General features: G+C 54.5%; 14 protein-coding genes. 11 read left to right on the top strand and 3 right to left on the bottom strand.

The window, feature by feature from the left end; all coding sequences use genetic code 11:
* Positions 1 to 60 precede the first annotated feature (60 nt).
* From ABLO27_RS03135 to ABLO27_RS03125, 3 genes are all read right to left on the bottom strand, one after another.
* Complete coding sequence (locus ABLO27_RS03135) at positions 61 to 1,371, bottom strand: serine hydrolase domain-containing protein (protein ID WP_353030374.1); 1,311 nt, start codon at positions 1,369 to 1,371, stop codon at positions 61 to 63.
* A 182-nt stretch (positions 1,372 to 1,553) separates the two neighbouring features.
* A complete protein-coding gene (locus tag ABLO27_RS03130) occupies positions 1,554 to 2,351 on the bottom strand; it encodes a GNAT family N-acetyltransferase (protein ID WP_353030372.1) in 798 nt (265 codons plus the stop codon).
* Positions 2,352 to 2,569: 218 nt separating this feature from the next.
* Entirely contained in the window at positions 2,570 to 2,893 is a 324-nt protein-coding gene (locus tag ABLO27_RS03125) for an antibiotic biosynthesis monooxygenase family protein (RefSeq protein ID WP_353030371.1), read from the bottom strand.
* Between the two features lie 362 nt (positions 2,894 to 3,255).
* Here ABLO27_RS03125 and ABLO27_RS03120 point away from each other — a divergent pair, with 362 nt between their 5' ends.
* The 11 genes from ABLO27_RS03120 to ABLO27_RS03070 all read left to right on the top strand — a co-directional run bounded on the left by ABLO27_RS03120 (position 3,256) and on the right by ABLO27_RS03070 (position 18,748).
* Positions 3,256 to 4,032: a hypothetical protein gene (locus tag ABLO27_RS03120; RefSeq protein WP_353030369.1), complete on the top strand. Its 777-nt coding sequence runs from the start codon at positions 3,256 to 3,258 to the stop codon at positions 4,030 to 4,032.
* A gap of 13 nt (positions 4,033 to 4,045) precedes the next feature.
* A complete protein-coding gene (locus tag ABLO27_RS03115) occupies positions 4,046 to 6,028 on the top strand; it encodes a caspase family protein (RefSeq protein ID WP_353030368.1) in 1,983 nt (660 codons plus the stop codon).
* 50 nt (positions 6,029 to 6,078) lie between these two features.
* Complete coding sequence (locus ABLO27_RS03110) at positions 6,079 to 8,265, top strand: glycosyltransferase (protein WP_353030367.1); 2,187 nt, start codon at positions 6,079 to 6,081, stop codon at positions 8,263 to 8,265.
* 15 nt (positions 8,266 to 8,280) lie between these two features.
* Positions 8,281 to 8,733, top strand: coding sequence for a hypothetical protein (locus ABLO27_RS03105; protein ID WP_353030366.1), 453 nt, complete (start codon positions 8,281 to 8,283; stop codon positions 8,731 to 8,733).
* Between the two features lie 108 nt (positions 8,734 to 8,841).
* Positions 8,842 to 9,735 carry a LysR family transcriptional regulator gene (locus ABLO27_RS03100; RefSeq protein WP_353030365.1) on the top strand — a complete coding sequence of 298 codons (894 nt, stop codon included), beginning with the start codon at positions 8,842 to 8,844 and terminating at the stop codon, positions 9,733 to 9,735.
* A gap of 54 nt (positions 9,736 to 9,789) precedes the next feature.
* Positions 9,790 to 11,490 carry a sulfatase-like hydrolase/transferase gene (locus ABLO27_RS03095; protein WP_353030364.1) on the top strand — a complete coding sequence of 567 codons (1,701 nt, stop codon included), beginning with the start codon at positions 9,790 to 9,792 and terminating at the stop codon, positions 11,488 to 11,490.
* A complete protein-coding gene (locus ABLO27_RS03090; protein ID WP_353030363.1) occupies positions 11,477 to 13,615 on the top strand; it encodes a TRAP transporter permease in 2,139 nt (712 codons plus the stop codon). The genes ABLO27_RS03095 and ABLO27_RS03090 overlap by 14 nt, the downstream gene beginning before the upstream one ends.
* A 17-nt stretch (positions 13,616 to 13,632) precedes the next feature.
* Positions 13,633 to 14,610, top strand: coding sequence for a TAXI family TRAP transporter solute-binding subunit (locus ABLO27_RS03085; RefSeq protein ID WP_353030362.1), 978 nt, complete (start codon positions 13,633 to 13,635; stop codon positions 14,608 to 14,610).
* Between the two features lie 465 nt (positions 14,611 to 15,075).
* Positions 15,076 to 15,681: a GNAT family N-acetyltransferase gene (locus ABLO27_RS03080; RefSeq protein ID WP_353030361.1), complete on the top strand. Its 606-nt coding sequence runs from the start codon at positions 15,076 to 15,078 to the stop codon at positions 15,679 to 15,681.
* A 12-nt stretch (positions 15,682 to 15,693) separates the two neighbouring features.
* Positions 15,694 to 17,469, top strand: a complete 1,776-nt coding sequence (locus ABLO27_RS03075) for a tetratricopeptide repeat protein (protein ID WP_353030360.1) — start codon at positions 15,694 to 15,696, stop codon at positions 17,467 to 17,469.
* Positions 17,470 to 17,770: 301 nt separating this feature from the next.
* Positions 17,771 to 18,748 carry a DUF808 domain-containing protein gene (locus tag ABLO27_RS03070; protein WP_353030358.1) on the top strand — a complete coding sequence of 326 codons (978 nt, stop codon included), beginning with the start codon at positions 17,771 to 17,773 and terminating at the stop codon, positions 18,746 to 18,748.
* The last annotated feature ends 111 nt before the right edge of the window (positions 18,749 to 18,859 follow it).

The following is an 18,859-nucleotide window of genomic DNA, read 5'->3' as shown; positions in this document are numbered from 1 at the left end:
ATTTCGAGAAAAGGCTGTTTCACCAATGGCCGCGGCAAGGCTCGCGGCACTCGCCTTCGCCTATTTCAAGTGATCAGCGATAGCATCAAAGGCCGCCAGGCGCGGCTTGTTGGTTTCTCGAGCTGCATTCGACGCGCTTTCAGCTGACGAGAATGTTGCAATGACAACGTTCTCTGCCTGATTGACATAAAGGTGCTGACCGAACACGCCTCTGAAGGTTCCGATACCCTTTTCGGCGTCATGAACCCAGAGATAGTTCTTGTAACCTTCCAGCCACTCATCGAACCGCGGCGCTGCAGGATCTTTGTAGTTGCTGCGCGCCATCTGTTGCCGCTCGTCTTCCGTCAGGCTGAACGTGTCCTTGACCCACGCCTCCGGAAAAACCTGCACACCGTTGTATTCACCATTGTTGACAACGACCTGACCGACACGGGCAAAGTCGCGCAAGGTCGTATTGAAACCGCCTGTTGCGATGGGGGTGAAGGCGACGTCGGACATGAAAAAGGCATCATGTTCAACCCCCAACTTGTTCCAGACATTGTCGGCAATGAACTGATGTAGCGGCATTCCCGAAACACGTGCGATAATCCAGCCGGCGACATCCACATTGGGCGAATGATATTCAAACCGGTCTCTCGGCTCGAGATCCGGATTCCCGTCGAAACGGGGCAAAAACTCCAGAATACCACGTGGGGTATCGTCTTTCTTCGGGTCGGTCGCCATCAGGTCAAAGGCCGGAATGAAGCCCAGCCTGCGGAAATATTCCGTGCTGACTGCACCGGGTTCGAAATTCTCATAGTCCTCCGTATAGCCAAGGGCCGAAACCATATTGAGAACGTCGCGTACCGTGCGGTTTCCGAAGTAGGTTCCTTTCAATTCAGGAATATAGGCTTCAACCAGATCATCGACATTGACCTTGCCCTCAGCCACGAGGAGCCCCATGGCCAAACCGACAAGCGACTTGGTGCTCGAAGCCCAAAGGTGGTGGTCCCGCTCACCGAAGCCATTGAAATATTCTTCGTAAACGATCTTGCCGTCCTTCAGGACAACTATCCCGTCCGTGTCATCTCCTGTCATTGCTTCGCGAACAGTGAAGGATTTGCCTGCGTAGTCAAAGCTGAGATCGGCAATTGAAGGATCGGTGGCTTCCTCCAGCATCACAATATCGCCTGCCCTTGGCACCATAAGGCTGGGGGCAATGCCCACATTCCTGAAAGCCCACTGGCTGTAAGGTTGCTCGGACCAGTTCATGAAGGTGACTTGCGCATCCGGCTTGGCAGGAACCGTATCCATCGCTGCCGATTGTGCCATTGCTTGTGAAACTGACATCAGACTTATTGCGGCCATTAGCGGTACAACCATCGTTTTCATCGGTATTTCCCTCTGCATCGCCTCGACGGATATCCTGCCTGCTATCCTTCCCGGGAGCGTGGTCATGCTTTTCAGTACGGGGCAAACCCGCAACCGCGATGTGGGCATGGCAAAATCCGGTTTCCAGAAAGGGAAGATGAAATCGGTGTAATGTTCAAACCAGATTGCCGTTTCAGAACACCTCACAGAATGAGATGCATCTCGAATTGCTGAAGAATGTCTTCTGCGCCCGCCTGGTTCAGGAACGCGTTGATCCCGGTGGCGCTTTCGTCAATATTCACAAATGTCAATTGCTCCGAACCAGCTCTTTCGGCCAGTTCGCACAATATTGCCCTGCCGATGCCGGCTCTGCGTTCGTCCTTTCGAACTGCAATCTGCGCAACCGCACCATCCTTAAATGCTGCTCCCCAGCCCACAAGATCATCACCGCGCCAGGCTCCAACGATATGTGTGGTTTCAGCCAATCCTTGCAGCGCCGACCGACTATTCTGAGGCGTCGGTGCGATGTCGAAATACTCGGCTACACTATGGGGAAGCTCCTCAACGCCCAAAGGCGCGAACCGAACACAGGCCGGATTTGCGACAATCAGCGCGCTCGTCTTCAGCTTGCAAACCCGCAGTATCCGCTCGCGTTTAAATCCAAAAGTCTCATACGCCTTGACGGCCTTGGTGTTGGTCGACACCACCTCCAACTGAAGTCCGCTTGCCGCATCTGCTTTTTGCATCTGAACAACCGCATCAAGCAACTGACGCGACAGGCCTTTTCGACGATGTTTCGGGCAGGTTCCAACCGATAGCGTGTAGGCTCTGTTGCCATAGAACGGATTGGGAGGACTTGAAAACCAGAAGGCTGCAATCTCCTCCCCCTGAAGTGCGACGAACGAGTGACGGCCAGAAAACCCACGCTGTTTCTGAAAATCTCTGAATGCCTCAACTGTCATGGAGAGAGGAACAACATAATCGGAAAAGGCTTCATTCATGGCAGATGTCAGCCTCTCGGGACTGAGATCATTACAAACAACAAACTGATAGGACATTTTCTTTTTTAAGGTTTGCACCGGCGCTTGACCCGTGCTGAAAATTGAAGGGCAACGTGCTTCCTCGTCTCCGCAAAACCCGTCGGAACAAGGCAGGTCATCGAAATCTGGGCGGCGATCATTTGCCCGCCGCCACCAGCTCTTTCAAAACCGGATTCCGGTCACGTGTCGAAACTCTCCGCAACGTCATACATGACTGGTTCAAAATGCTTGCATAATGCGCTTATGCGTCTGTTGCGCTCGCGCATTTCCGGAGAGCGGAGCATGGCCAGAAAGTCCTCCCTCTTACGCCATTGGGAGTAATTGGCGATGCGTGTCTGAGCGTCGTTTACATGAAGCCCGGCGCCAATGAATCCCGGCTGGTGCCGAATGAAATTCTCATAAGCGTCCTTTAGTTCCTCCAGCAAGTCGTAACATGTTCCCGGTGTCATTTCGAAAGTGGTGATAACGGTCTGGCAATCGCGATCACTGGAAATTTCAGGCATGTCTTCTCTCCTCCGCCTTGGACTCCGAGGCTGGCATGTTTTTGAAGTTGCTGCAATATCGGGGAACTACGAGGCGCGACCGTTTACACTAGGTACGGTGATAACACCGTATAAGATTTCCCCTCTGCCAAACAACAACATAAGTTTAATGTTCGACGAGAGGACCTCCGGAGCCAGATGAGCGAAGTTCCTCCCATTTGAGTTCGCTCAAGTCAAGCAATCAGGCGACTCCAGATCTCAAGATGAGAATTTTACTTCAGGAGGTTTCCTCGACGGCAAAAGTGCTCTAAATCTGAAGTACGTTGTTGAGATTACATTTGAAAATTCCGTATAGTTATATTTCCTAATTATTTGGACACCCTATGACCGAGATAACGAAACGCAAGCTTGTTGGATTGCTTTCCTTTGTCGTATCTCTTTTAGTTACCTGGCTTACCGGTGCGACCAGTTCGGCCAGGGAACATAGCCAGGATCTGTCGCTCTCTTCGCGGACAAGCAGCTGGCAATCGGCCCGGCAAAAACTGGAACTTTCGACCAGCTCATCGTCCCTTCCCTCCCTGACACCCGGCGAGGTTGGAGGACTGGATGTGCAGGCCATCGCCAAAGAGCAAAAAATCATGGTCGCCGCTTACGAAAGCGAGTCCCCAAGCGTTAAGAAGGGATCGGGAACCAATCCGATCCCCTTGCATTTGTTTGTCCCCAAGAGCAATGGCGGCTATGAACCGACCTCAGACAACGAACGGATGACCCTTGAGCGTTTTCTGAACATCGAAGTACGCATTCGTAAGCAAGCGGAAAGGTGTGAAACCAGGGCAAAGATCGAAGGAACGCCCTACATATGCATCTCCGAAGTGCTTGAGGAACTCGGGGACAGATTGGAACGCGAAGCCAAAAGAGGTAGCGCGGTCGCGGAAGCGGCTGTGCCGATCGTCAGGCAAATGGCTGTGGAAGTTCGCGAAGCAGACAGCAGCGAAGAAGCCCTGGCGGCCATTCAACGGGGGATTGGCAAAGTTCAGCAGATCCGTGTCGTCCGGTCGCAGGATATCGTGATTGCAAACCGTCAGCGCCAGCAGCGTGCGGTTCTCACCGAAACCCTGCAGGCGGTTGAAATCAGCCTCGCTAAAGCTATCGCCATTTGACGGGAGCTCTGTCATGACAAGCTACATGACTTCAATCGGGCGAAGCCTCAGGAAGTTCAGTCTTGTCTTCAGCATGAGCCTGGTGTCTGCAAGCATCCTTGGCGGCGGTCCTTTTGCCCAGACAGGCGACACGGAAACCCGAATGGCATTTGTGGTCGGCAATGCCAATTATGGTTCCGATGTGTTGCCAAATGCTCGCAACGATGCAGAGAGCATGTCTGCAACGCTTCAGACGCTCGGGTTTGACGTCACTTTGGTCCTGGACGCTACGCAGGAGGATTTTACCCGGGAGCTCAAGACGTTTGCAGAAGGGGCTGTCCAGAACGACGCCAGTGCAGTGCTCGTCTACTATGCCGGACACGGTGTCCAGTTGAGTGGCAAGAATTATCTCATACCGGTGGACGCAAATATTCAGGACGTTGACAGCCTAGTCAGTGAAAGCCTTCATTTCGACCAGCTACTTGAACAGGTCGGAAACAGCAGTGCCTTCAAAATGGTGTTTCTGGACGCTTGCCAGAACAACCCGTTCCAGGACCGCATCGGCCACTTCAAGGCTGGCCTTGCGCCGCCGCCGGACGTGAGCGGGTTTCTGATCGGTTTTGCCACTCAACCCGGCAAGGTTGCCTATGACGGCGCCGGCAACAACAGCCCGTACGCATCAGCCCTGCTCTCGCACTTGCGCGCACCCGGACAGGAGGTTCTGTCCGTACTGGCCAAGGTCAACAAGCACGTGCGCAAGGACACCGGAGGCGCTCAGGTTCCTTATGTCCAGTTTTCCGTCAAACCCGAGTTCTTTTTCAAGCCGGGCCAGGAAGCCGAACAGGATCTGGAAGGCAGGCTTTGGCAACTGTCGGCGCGGCAAGAAGATCCGGAACTGATCGGATTGTATTTGCGCCGCTATCCCGAAGGACGCTTTGCAGAGGAAGCACGCTCCATAATCGGCAATAGCAATGCGTCGCCAGGAACCGCCCGTTCAGAGAACCCGGCAAATGTCGCCAGTCTGGAGGACGCAATCTGGACCAACGCTCTTGATTCCCGGAACAAATCCCTGCTCGAGTACTACATTGAACGCTTTCCAAACGGGCAAAATGTCGAACAGGCGAAAGAGCTCGTTTCACAAATGGCGTCTGACAATCCAGACAACATGACACCTGCAGAACTTTGCAGGAAATTCGCCACCCACCCCAACGATTCAACTATCGCCTTTCAAGGGGTTTCGCTCAATCGTCTGGCGGATAACGCAACAGCCGCAATTAACGCCTGTCAGAGCGCAATTCAGACTTTTCCGGAAGACGCCCATTACAAATCATTGCTCGCCAGAGCGTATGCAGCGGTCGGCAACACGGACGGTGCCATCGACTTCTACAAGCAGGCAGCCTCCGCTGGTAACACACGCGCATTGGTGAGCCTGGGATTGCTGTACGAGCTGGGGCAAGGCGTGCCCAAGGACCTCTCTGCTGCGAGAGAGCAATTTGAGCAAGCCTATCAGAACGGCAGTGCCGATGGGGCGATCAACCTCGCAGTGTCTCTTTACACCGGAACAGGCGGCCCGCGAGACGTTCAGCGTGCAATAACCCTTTTGGAATATGCGTCCTCCGAGGGAGCAGCCCGGGCGACATTCAATCTTGGGGTCTTTGCCAAGGAAGGCATCTACAAGTCGCCTGAACATGCAGTGGAGTTTTTCGAGCTGGCCGCGCGGCAGGGCTATGCGGAAGCCGCGCTGGCAGCAGCCGCAATTTACGATGAAGGATTTCATATCGAGAAATCGCCGCGCAAAGCGTCGGAGCTCCTTCTTGCCGCACTGACGGCGGACAGAGGTGAAACTCTGGCTAAAATCAGCGCCGAAGCGCTAAGCTGGTCACGCGACACAATCATTGAAGTTCAGTCCAACATGAAGACTGCGGGCTACTATGACGGCGACCTGGACGGCTTGCCAGGTCCGCTTTTCAATCGCGGTCTGGAGTTATGGCGCCTTTATGGAGGTTCGGCCTCCTGAAAATCAGCAGGCTGGTTTGATATTGCTGATGTCCTCAAACGGATTGAAACATGGATCTTGATGTCCTTTATCTTGCTGATTTGCGCTTTCCCGGCGGTTCGACAACTTCTCTCAAATATGACATTCGCGCTTGCAAACAGGCTGGCCTCAAGGCTGGGATCATCCCATTGTCTTCTCCTTTGTTTGCCAGAAATCAGGTTCTGAACGCAGCCCTGATCGAAGAAATCCACTCAACGGGCACGGTCATCGTTCCGCGGACTGAAAGACCGAGGGCAAAGGTAGCCCTCCTCTACCACCCTTCCCTCTTGGACAAGCGGGTAACTTGCAGGACCGGGTTCGACGCTGAAACCTTCTATCTCGTTGTCCACCACACAACTCGGGATCGCAGAGGAAGAGCCAATTATCAGACGGAGCACTGGTCCGATCTTGCGACCGACTGGTTTGGTCATCGGCTAAAACTGCTGCCTGTCAGCAAGATCGTCCGAAAGGACCTTGAGCTGAACGGGTTTTCTCATGCTCTGCATGACAGCGACTGGACCAATCTGATCGACCCATCCGACTTTCCAGGAAGGCACCAGAGGCTTCCAAATTCACAACTTGTCATCGGACGCCACAGCCGGCCCAGCTCCGACAAGTGGCCGTCCCCATCAGTTGCTCAGGAATGCTATCCGGCTTCTCCGAATTTCGCTTTTCGCATGATGGGCGCCTCTCAGTCCTATCTCGACCAGTTTGAGACAATTCCAAGCAACTGGCAGGTTCTCCCGTTCTCAAAACTGCCGATCACCGCTTTCCTGCAAGATCTTGACGTTTATAGTTATTTCCATTCCGATAGCCTGGTTGAAGCGTTTGGTTATTGTGTGCTGGAAGCCCTGGCCAGCGGCTTGCCGTGTGTTGTACCCCACTACCTTCAGGACATCTTTGGCGACGCCTGTTTTTATGCGGAGCCAGAACAGGCACCCAAGGTGTATGACCGTCTGCTGTCCAGCTGCTCGATGATGGAAAAGGCATCGAAAAATGCAGCTGCGTTCGCAAAAGACACTTTCGGTCTGGACCAGTTCACTCGCAAATTCGACCTGGTCTGCAAGACCTCAAATGACACCCGTCCGGCCATACCCAAAGGTCAGGAGACATCCGCCAAACCCGTTGTCCTCTCGGTTACCTCAAACGGCGTTGGTCTTGGGCATCTTTCACGTCAACTTGCCATCACCACAGCAATTGGGCCCTGTGTGGACACAGTGTTCTTCTCAATGTCTGAAGCCATTGAAGTTGCGCGTTCGATGGGCCATCTGGCTGAATTCCGTCCTTTCAGCCGCCGGCTGGAGCTGGATCCTGAAATCTGGAACGCCTATTTTTTTCAGGAATTGCTCGACGCTCTCAATTTCTACAAGCCGTCTCTGGTCCTGTTTGACGGAAGTGTTCCATATGCGGGGTTTCTGGGAGCTGTCGAAGCCCATGGCAAATGTCCCAGCGTCTGGATCCGGCGCGGATTGTGGCGCACGGATCGACCCCAATCGTCTTCACTTGACGGCCATTTCGACGCGGTTTTCGAGCCTGGAGAACTGTGTCACGCCATGGACCCCGGTCACGTAGGAAACGACCCGGAACGTGTCACGAAAGTCCAACCTGTCCTGCTGACCCACCCAAACAATCAGTTGGGCAAAGCGCAAGCAAGACAGGAGCTCAACCTGCCGGACAAAGCAACACTCTGCCTTGTTCAACTGGGCTCAGAGGCGAATTTCGACATGACACTCGCCCGTCAGGTTCTGCTGGAGTTTCTAGACAGGCAGCCGGACACCATCGCCGTTGAAGTCAGGTCTCCGCTGCACATCGACGACCGGACTGACTTTCACGAGCGCCTGCTGTCGCGCAAGATCTTCCCTCTGGGCCGGTATCTGAAGGCGTTCGACTATGCAGTTTGTGCTGCAGGATACAACACGTTCCATGAAAACATCGCAGCTGCGCTTCCAACCCTCTTCGTTCCCAACAATCATCCGGAAATGGACCTTCAGGAAGCAAGAGCCGGATACGGCTCGCGCGCTGGCTGGAACTTAAGCTGCTCTGCTGACGACCCTTACGGAATTGGCGAAAAATTGCAGCGGCTTAGCAATCCGGAAGAGCGAAAGGCCATGAGTTTAGCCTGCGCACGGAACCACGACTGTTGGAAGGGTGCCTCGCAAATTGCCCAGCAGCTACGCATTCTGGCGCAACTGCCGGATACCCCGATAAAAAAGAATTAGGGGTCGGACACGAGCATGATCAAAGAACGATTTCACAATCTCAGCCTTCGGTTCGCTCTGCGCAGCCTTCGCAATCTCGTGACAAGTCGCAACCCCGGTGCCGTTTTGCTTTCAGACACGCGAAAGCAAGGCAATGTCGCACTGGTCTGGGCGCTCGATCAGGAGGGCGAACAACTTTCCGGCGACCTTCTTAAGCAGCTGAAAAAACTGAAGTCCTTTGAGACCGTGACCGTCGTATGTCCTCCCCGTTACTTCGCTCAGTTGCGTGGCATGGAGCACTTTTTTGAAACCCTGCCAGACCAGGCCGACATCGCACGTTCCGGGCTCTCTCGCGATTGGGACCTTTACCTCGGTCGGCGCATATCGCGCATCCGGAGCACATGGGCACCTGATTTCGAGTTCACGATCGGTCTTTCTCCGGAAGACTATATGAAACGCTTAGGCGACCGGGCTCAGGTTCATGGGTGAAAGAAACAAATCTGCCCTCCCCCACACGCACCGAATTGCAGCACTTCTTTTCCCAGGCTCATTCTTCTATTCTCAGGTTGAGAATGTGCATGCATATGGGAGGGCCGGTTGAAGCCTCAACATGTTGAGTTGATTGTAACAATCGCGGACCTTGGCAGCCTCGGCGCGGCCGCCCAGCGCATGAACAAGACCCAACCGGCAGTCACAAAGGCCCTGAAGGCCGCCGAAGCTGACCTGGGCACTCCGATCTTCTTTCGCGCGTCCTATGGAGTCGTACCGACAAAGGAAGGTCAGATCATTGTGGATCGCTGCCGCAAGATTTTCGTCGACATCAAGAAACTTCACGAAGAAGTCGCCCAGATCCAGGGTGATTATGTCGGCACAATAGACATCATTGTGTCTCCCCTTGCCGCTCTGAAGATCGTTCCGACCGTACTGCGCAGATTTCAGCAACGGTTTCCAAGCGTGAAAATCGGAATTACGGGCGGGCACGCACCGGCTGCCTTCTCTCCTCTTCGTCGCGGGGAAGCTGACTTTGTTCTCGGACCTTCGCCTTCCTTGAATGATCTGCCAGGACTTCACGCAACAAAGCTCTTCACGACACCCATCTCAATCCTGAGCGGAAGCCAGTCGAAGTATCTGAACGTGACGGATCCGGTCGAATTGCGGAACGGACGCTGGATCATGATTGGTCCGAAGGAACGACGTCCGGTCTACTACCAGTTTTTTGAAGACAGGGGCGTTGAACCACCTGAGCCCTTTGCCAGGTCCGATTCCGTTCTCAGCCTTCTTTCCATGCTGGAGGGGACAGACCTTCTCTGTTCGTTTCCCAGCCTGCCTATCCCCGAAATCCGTTCGAAATGGGATATCGGTGTCGTTCCCATCGAAGACCCCCTCCCTACTGTCTCGATTGCACTGACTTCAGCGAAAGACCGGGTACTGACCCCCGCCGCAATTGCCTTTGCCGATCTGGTTCTGGATCACTGCAAGGACTGGGATTAAGCCATAACCAAAATTCTTCATACGGAAAAATACTCATTTGATGGCTATGGATAGTTGGATTTACCCTACCCACTAAGCGAACTTGGGAGGGATCCGCTGAATATTCTGTTCATTATGTACGACCAGTTGCGTTTCGATTATCTGAGCTGCGCCGGTCATCCGCATCTGCACACACCGAATTTTGACCGCGTAGCTGCGATGGGCGTTCGGTTCACAAACGCCTATGTGCAATCGCCGATCTGCGGTGCGAGCCGAATGAGCACGTATACGGGGCGCTATGCCTCCTCTCACGGAGCACAATGGAACGGTTTCCCTCTGCGCATCGGTGAACTGACAATGGGAGATCACCTTCGCAAGGCGGGCATGGGATGTTGGTTGATCGGCAAGACGCACATGAAGGCCGACAAGGAAGGCATGGCCCGTCTCGGCCTCAGTCCAGACAGCGTAATCGGCGCGCGACAGGAAGAATGCGGCTTCGACGTCTGGGTGCGCGACGACGGACTGTGGGGCCAGGGTCCGGACGGTTTTTACGACGAAAAACGCTCGCCATATAACGAGTATCTGAAATCAAAGGGCTATGACGGCGACAACCCCTGGGCCGATTTTGCCAATGCCGGCATTCAGGACAATGAGCTTGCCAGCGGCTGGATGTTCGACAACGCGGACAAACCTGCCAACATCCGTGAAGAAGACAGCGAAACCCCTTGGCTGACGTCTCAGGCAATTTCGTTCATCGAACAGGCTGACGAGCCATGGTGCGCTCATGTCAGCTACATCAAGCCTCATTGGCCGTATATCGTGCCTGCCCCGTATCACAACATGTATGGCAAAAAACACGTCCCGCAGCCGATACGGCACGCGATCGAGCGCGAGGAAGCGCATCCCGTTTACGGGGCTTACATGAACGGCCCCATCGCCGCGGCGTTCCAGCAGGACGAGGTTCGCGAAAAGGTAATCCCTGCCTATATGGGCCTGATCAAACAATGTGATGATCAACTCGGAAAATTGCTCGATTTCCTGGAAAATACAGGTCGCTTGGATGACACCATGGTCGTACTGACCTCCGATCACGGCGACTATCTGGGAGATCACTGGCTGGGTGAGAAAGATCTCTTTCACGAGCAATCGGTCAAGGTGCCGTTGATAGTCTACGATCCGCGACCTGAAGCCGATGAAACGCGGGGAACGGAATGCAGCGCCCTGGTCGAAGCAATTGATCTTGCGCCAACATTTGTGGAGGTGGCAGGCGACAAGGTGCCCGACCACATTCTGGAAGGTCGCAGCCTTTTGCCCTTCCTTCAAGGTCGAGATGACAACCAGCGGGAATACGTGATCAGCGAGTTCGACTACTCGCCGACGCCGCAATGCGTCAAACTCGGACTGGAACCGCGTGATGCGCGCCTGTTCATGGTGTTCGACGGCCGCTACAAACTGATGCATGCGGAAGGTGGTTTTCGTCCGATGTTGTTTGATCTGGAGTCGGACCCGGACGAATTTTACGATCTGGCAAAAGGAACCGGCCATCAGGCTGAAATCGACCGCCTTTACGGATATCTTGCCCAATGGGGCCGTCGCCTCGCCCAGCGCGTCACAAAATCGGAAGATGATATCAAGGTCATGCGAGGCAAATCCAAGCGCAAGGGCATTCTTCCGTTCCTCAAGGACGGCACCGAGGTACCGACTGAACTGACCCAGGCCTATCGCGGTCCTGTCAGGCAGATCCATGTCGAAGAGGCTGAAGATGCCGCAGAGTGAGGCGCTTGAGAGCCCGGACATGGCGAAAGACAGTTTACCTCCGAAAGGGCAACTGAACTTCAGGTTGTCGGACGCAATTGCGTTTTGTTTTACCCTCGTCATCCTGATCTACGCAGCATCTGGGCCGATTTCGGAATTTGTCCGATGGTTTATCGAAGTCACGACACCCGGTTTCGATGAACTGTCGCGCCGCGACAAGCGAATGCTCATCCGCGAACACTGGCTTGGAGGCGGCTATCGAAGTTTTGAAAGAAACTTCATGCTGCCAACAGGGCTGATCCTTGGCCTTCCCATCCTGTTCGCCTTTTCAATCTCGCTGCTGACGCTTCATCGCTCTCGAACGTTGCAATGGCTGAACTGGCTGCTGACGGCGCTTGCGCTGATTGCCTTTAGTGCCTGGATCGTGAAAATCTTCGCAACGGATGGCGGCGCACTGCCTTCGGCACAGCCAATTGACTACCTGATGTTTCCGTTGGCGACAGCGATTACGCTCTACCTGACCTGGAGGATGTTTGGCGGCTTCATCGTTGCGTTTTGCCTGTTCTGGGTCGTCTATTTCTTCGTGCGCGGTGACCTGCCGCAATGGACAGGCATTCTTGCGGGATCCGAGGCCAGCTTTCTGCAGAACCTGCGCTCGATGGTGCAGAATTTCTGGGCGCAGACAGGTGGCATGTTCGGTCAACCGCTTCAAGTCGTCTCAACCAATGTCCTGATCTACATCGTTTTCGGCGCCGTGATGATGGCTTCGGGCGCAGGTGACCTTCTCCTCAAGATTGCCAATCGCCTGACCGGGGGCTTCGTCGGTGGCGCCGCTCATGCTGCAGTGGCAAGCTCAGCCCTATTCGGCACGCTTTCGGGGGCCGCGATCTCCAACGTTGTCTCAACCGGCGTCATGACCATTCCAGTCATCAAGAAGTCAGGTTTCAGACCCGCGTTTGCCGGTGCAGTCGAAGCTGCCGCCTCAACCGGCGGACAGGTAATGCCGCCCGTCATGGGCGTGGTCGCCTTCTTCGTCGCCGGACAGATCGGGCTTGAGTACCGCTACATTGTGGTGGCTGCGATCCTTCCGGCGGTGTTCTACTATTTCGGCACGTTTCTGACGATCTACTTCGAAGCCAGAAAACAGGGCATTGGCACACTTCCAGCGGACGCAAGACCCAAGCTGAACCGCAAGGAGCTTGTTCAATGCCTGGTCTTCGTCTTTCCGCTCGGGGTTCTCACCTACTTCCTCTTCGTTCAGCCATCCGTGCCAAAGGCGGGATTTTACGGCCTCGCCGCCGCACTCGCTGCTGCGCTCGTATTGTTTCCTTCTTTTCGATCACCCGCACGCCTGTGGTCGGCGTTCGTCTCCGCAGGACGCATGTCTGCTGCCATTGTCGTGATCGTTACCGCGATTGGACTGATCGTCGGATTGATACAGGTGTCCGGATTTTCAGGACGCCTTGCCCTTCTCTTAACGCAACTGGCAAGTGGTCCGCTTCCTCTCGTCCTGATCGTCGTGGCTTTGGGGTCAATCGTTCTGGGAATGGGACTGCCACCCGGCGCCACCTATTTCATTATCGTGATTGCGCTGAGTTCCGGCATTGAAACGGTAGGTATTCCCCCTCTGACACTGCATCTTTTCGTGGTTTTCTTTGCGGTCATGTCAACGGTGACCCCACCTGTCGCACTCGCTGCCTTTGCAGCCGCGCCGATCGCCGGGGCAGACCCTGTTCGAACCGGGTTCGAGGCGGCTCGCATTGGCATTGCCGGTTTCCTGATCCCGTTCGTTTTCGTCTATCATCCAGCCGTTCTCTACAAGCTGCAGATGCTCTTCGTCTGGTTCGGAGAAGATCTCCCGAACAGCCGGGCCATGCTCGACATCACAACGGTCGGTTGGCTGGAGTTCTTCTGGGTCATCATGGCTTTCGCACTTGCCATGTGGATGACCGCTTCCGCACTCAGCGGCTTTGACAGGAGCGCACTTGGACCGGGCGAACGTATTGCCCGGGTCATTCTGGGCCTCCTGACACTTGTGCCGAACCTGATGATTGCAGGTGCTGCCTTTGCGTTGTGTCTTCTTCTGCTCGGCAGACATTTCCTGATGAACCGCGCAACGTCGCGCGCATCCAATGAATTCGCATGACAAAGGGAGGAAACATCATGCGTAAACTCACTCTGACTGCCCTTCTCGCTTCCACGCTGTTTGCCCCTTCCAGCTGGGCGGAAGACGTTACCCTCAAGATGGCCACGATTGCCCCGAGCCTTGGACAGGCAATCACGATGTCGACCTTTGCCAACATCGTGACCGAGAACGTGGACGGCGTGACGATTGAGGTTGCCGCCGGAGGAGCTGCGACCGTTCACATGCTGGAGGTCGCAAACGGAAATCTGGACATGTCGATGGGGTCTCCCACGATCCATTTTCTGCTCAGCAACAAGAAAGCGATGTACAAGGATGTGGAGGATAACGAGGCACTTGCCGCGAATGTCAGCCAATTGATGGCCTTTCCGTGGGGTGCTTATCACTTTGCCGTTCGCGCCGACAGCGACATTGAATATCTCGACGATATCGAAGGCGCCACGGTGTTTCTCGGGCCGCAGGGCGGCGGCGCTTACAATGCTGCAAAGGGGTGGATCGCATCAACGACAGGATTGGTCGCAGGCGAAGACTTCGACGCGATCAAGGCAAACTGGAAGACAGGTTTTCAGGCATTTCTGGATGGCAAGATCGACATGTATGTCAATGGTTGCATCGATCCATGCCAACAATTCATCCAGTTCACCGAGACCGAAAAGGTCCGCTTCATCGGGCCGGAAGATCACAGCGGTGAAGCCGTTGACAAGTTCCTTGGCAAATTCCGACATCGGGCGGAAGTGCCCGCGGGCCTTTACGAAAATCAGGTGAATGATGGTCCGGTCATGTCCAACGACACCGGTGTCAGCATTGCCGTTCGCACAGATATGGACGAAGAACTCGTCTACCAGATGACCAAGGCTTTCTGGGAAAATGTCGGCAGCATCACTTCAGACGCCCCTTGGGCGAAGGTTCTCACCCCCGAATATGGCGCAAAGGCAGAAGGCACGATCAAACTGCATCCTGGAGCAGAGCGCTATTACAAGGAAATTGGGGCTCTATAAACCTGTCAGTCCCACGAGAACTGCAATCAGATCCAACGCCGGGTTTCCAGATCCGGCGTTATCCATTTCCGGACGAGCGTAGCGAGATGGTCCACCGCCCTCCTCCCTAGCGTGTGCGTGCCTCACTCTTGCAATGGAAACCGCGGCAGCTCCTGACTTGGCCATTTAACCGGCCGATCTTTCCGGCGAACGATTGTCGGCTACTACAGGTTCTGCCAATGTCGAAACTACCTGGCCAATCCTGGACTCACGGTTTTCAGCGCAATCCACACACTTTTCGGAGGAGAAAAACACTTACGAAACCGAGGCACTTTCCAGAATATTTCTTCTCAGTTCGGTCGATCATCTTGACCCAAAGGCATTCTCCCCTGCGTCAGTCAAGTCTCAGTCAATGCATAAATCTTCTTGATTGCATGTCGAATTAAAGTTGTACTAATACCTTCCTTTAAGTGAGAAGTTTCAAATTTGGCAGACAAGACAAAAATTTTCTTTCGACCATTGAACGAGGAAGACCTGGACTCCTTGCATCACTGGTTCGCCTGTTTTGAGGATATCGCGCTTTTCGATCGTGGCCTGCCTTTGCCTGTGAACCGGCAGTACATCGCTGAAAGCTGGAAGCCGGCACTGCAGTTCAATGACCCTCCGAAAGCACTCTGGTTCATCACGGAAGATCCGGAAGGAAAACCGGTCGGCATCTGTGGTGTTCAGGCGATCAATTACATCCACGGAGATGCAGTCATTCCGATGTTCGTCTCCAGGGAATACAGATGCGTCGGGTTGGCTTCCACGATGTTGCTTGCCTTGCTGGAACTGGCGTTCGGCCAGCTGAGACTGCATAGAGTGTCAACGATCTACCGGGCAGATAACGCGGCTTCCCGGAAACTTCTGTCAGCCACAGGGTTCGCCGAGGAAGGCCGTACCCGTGAAGGCTGGTACGCAGACGGCCAACATCATGATACAATCCACGTTGGTCTCCTTAGGTCCGAATGGACGGACAACAGACAACACATCAGCGAACGCCTTACCAGGTCGCCCTTTGAACTTATCAAGCGGCCAAGGATTTCTAATTGACGGTGTAGTAATATGAACGGCGGGTCTGAGCACGGCTTAAAAAGACGCCTCGCTGCAATCGTGTTTGCAGATGTCGTCAATTATAGCCGGATGATGGGCGAAGACGAAATTGGGACGACCCTCGCCGTTCGCGCGCGCCTGGAACACTTCACCTCCCTTGCTCAAAGGCATTCCGGTGAAGTCATAAATACCGCGGGTGACGGTGTTTTTCTGCTTTTCAACAGCGCAGTCGATGCGGTGACATTCGCGGTAGACATACAAAAGCAGCTGCGAGAAATGAACGAGGACGTTGCCGGCGACAAGAAAATCATATTCCGCTTTGGCATAAATCTGGGAGACGTCCTCCAAAGCGACGACAACCTTTCCGGTGACAGCATCAATATTGCCTCGCGCATAGAATCCTTTTCCGAACCGGGTCGTATCTGCATTTCGGGGTCGGTCTATGACAGTGTCAGCGGCAAGATGTCGATCGGCTATGAGTATCTCGGCGCTCAGAAGTTCAAGAATATCAAGGACAACATCGACGTCTTCCAGATTCATGAAAATCCGACCAGCGCTGCGATGACTGCTGGTCTCAGGCGAGAACGCAAGGACAGCGGCGAAGCTGAGATTGGTCCGGTTGTGGACCAGTCAATCGTGGTTCTGCCATTTGCCTTTCAGGGAAGCGACCAAAGCGACAGCTGGTTTGCAGATGGCCTCACAGAAGACATCACCACCAGTCTGTCGAAGTTCCACCAATTCTTCGTCATCTCGCGAAATTCGGCATACATCTACAGCGACCGCCAGATGACACCGCTGGAGACAGCGCGCGAACTCGGGGTGCGGTATGTGGTCAACGGCTCTGTTCGAAAGGCCGGCAACAGGATCAGGATCACCATCGAACTGATCGATGTCATCCGCAACCGAACGATCTGGGGCGAGCAATACAACAGGGAAATCGAGGATCTGTTCGACCTGCAGGACGAGATCACCCAGGTCATCGTGTCCGCGACAGCCGCAAAAATTGAATCTTCGGAGTTGGACAGGCTCAAACAGACTCCTCCGGCGAACATGGCCGCCTACGGGTTCGTGTTGCAGGGCCAGAGATACATCTTCAGCTACACCCGTATCGGGGTCAGCCACGCACGTGAACTTTACGAAAACGCCTTGCACAACGACCCGAAATACGCGCGGGCAATGGCTGCCAAGTCACGAACCCTGAATCTGGACTGGCGTTACAATTGGGCTCCGGAACCTGAAATTGCGATCGATAATGCGCTTGTCCTGGCTCTCGACGCAATCGAACTGGATTCACTGGACGCCCGAGGTTTTGGCGAACTCGGTTTCGCGCATCTCTACCGCAAGGAACATGACGCAGCGATCAGCGCTTATGAACGTGCGATCAAGCTCAACCCGAACGATGCCGACCTCATGTCGGACATGGCCGATGCGCTTGCTCACTGCGGGCGCTCCGTGGAGGCAATCGAGCTCCTGGAAAAAGCCATGAAGCTCAATCCCTTTTATCCCGACCAGTATCTTTGGCACCTGGGCGGCGCCTACTACAATCTCAAACAATACGATGAAGCCATTTCCAGCATCAAATCCATGCAGAACCCGACCGAAGGCCGCAGAATTCTGGCGGCAAGTTACGGCATGTTGAACAAGGTGGAAGAAGCCAAGAACGAAGCCGAAATGGTTCTCAAGGCCCATCCGAATTTCAACGTCGCTCACTGGGCATCTGTCCAACCGGACAAGGACACCGAAGATCTCAAGCATTTCATTGAAGGTCTGAAGCGCGCGGGACTTTAAGACCTGGCCGCCTTAGTTGGTATTCGCCCGGAACAAGCTCCGGTCAAGGGATGCTTTCAAGATTTTATCTCAACTCCCGGGCGCAACAGAGCACGCGATCACCCTTCCCAAACCGGAAAGTAGAACCCTCGTTGTCTGTGGATGCGCGTTGCAATCTTGTTGAGTGCGGCGTCCATGCCTGAAACTATTGACGGGGGCAAACTTGCCGGAGACTGTTCCGGATCACATTTGGTGCATTCCAGCTATCGCAGAAACACCGTATGTTCACCTCCCCAAAGCGCAATACACTTCAGGATCGACAATGAGCGGATTACTTGCCCTTCTCGACGACGTCACGGCGATTGCTAAAGTTGCCGCTGCCTCGGTGGATGATGTCATTGGTCAAGCGGCAAAGGCCGGATCCAAGGCTGCAGGTGCAGTCATTGATGACGCAGCCGTAACTCCCAAATACGTCACCGGTTTCAGCCCGGCGCGTGAGCTCCCGATTGTCTGGCGCATAGCCAAGGGCTCAATGAAGAACAAGCTCATTTTTCTCCTGCCCGCCGGCTTGCTGTTGAATGCCTTCGCCCCGTGGACGATCACGCCGCTCCTCATGCTCGGTGGAGCATATTTGTGTTTTGAGGGCGCGGAGAAGATCTATCATTTGTTCGCACCGAAACACGAGGCAGAAGACAAACTTGCAAGCGTTCCGGTTGACGCCGTTCACCTTGAAGAGCAAAGAGTGTCCGGCGCCATCAAGACGGACTTCATCCTGTCGGCAGAGATCATGACCATCGCCCTTGCAGAAATCCCAGATGGCAGCATCTGGATGGAAGCAGCCACGCTGGCGGTTGTCGCCATCGGCATCACGGTGATGGTCTATGGATCCGTCGCATTGATTGTGAAAGCAGACGATCTTGGATTGATGATGTCCGCCAAGGGGCGTCTGTCGATCATTCGCGCGCTCGGTCGGGGCATCGTCAAGGCCATGCCTGGCTTCATGAAACTCCTCATGATTGTCGGCACTGCTGCCATGCTGTGGGTCGGTGGTTCAATTGTCCTTCATGGAACGAAAGAACTTGGTGTCGGCTGGCTCTACAGCAGGATCCATGACCTGTCCCACGGACTGGCCCATTCCATCGGTCAGGCCGAAGGCTTTGTCACCTGGGCCGCGACCGCCGCACAGGATGGCGTGTTCGGACTGATACTGGGGCTGATCCTGATCCCGATATCCAGCAAGATACTTCTGCCGATCTGGAACACATTCCGGAAAAAGCCGGGAGAAGTCGGTGGACACTGACCGTCGGCTGGATTTGGCGCAAAACCGCAGCAAGGCGACAGCTTCCTCCCTGGCGCTGTTTCCCTGTCGCCCGCTCGCTTCATCCGTGAACGAAATCACATGTCCGAGCCC

The organism is Roseibium sp. SCP15 (genome assembly GCF_040329435.1).
Lineage (GTDB): Bacteria > Pseudomonadota > Alphaproteobacteria > Rhizobiales > Stappiaceae > Roseibium.
Note: the sequence above shows the minus strand (reverse complement) of the source record. Positions and strands in the feature narration are given on the sequence as shown.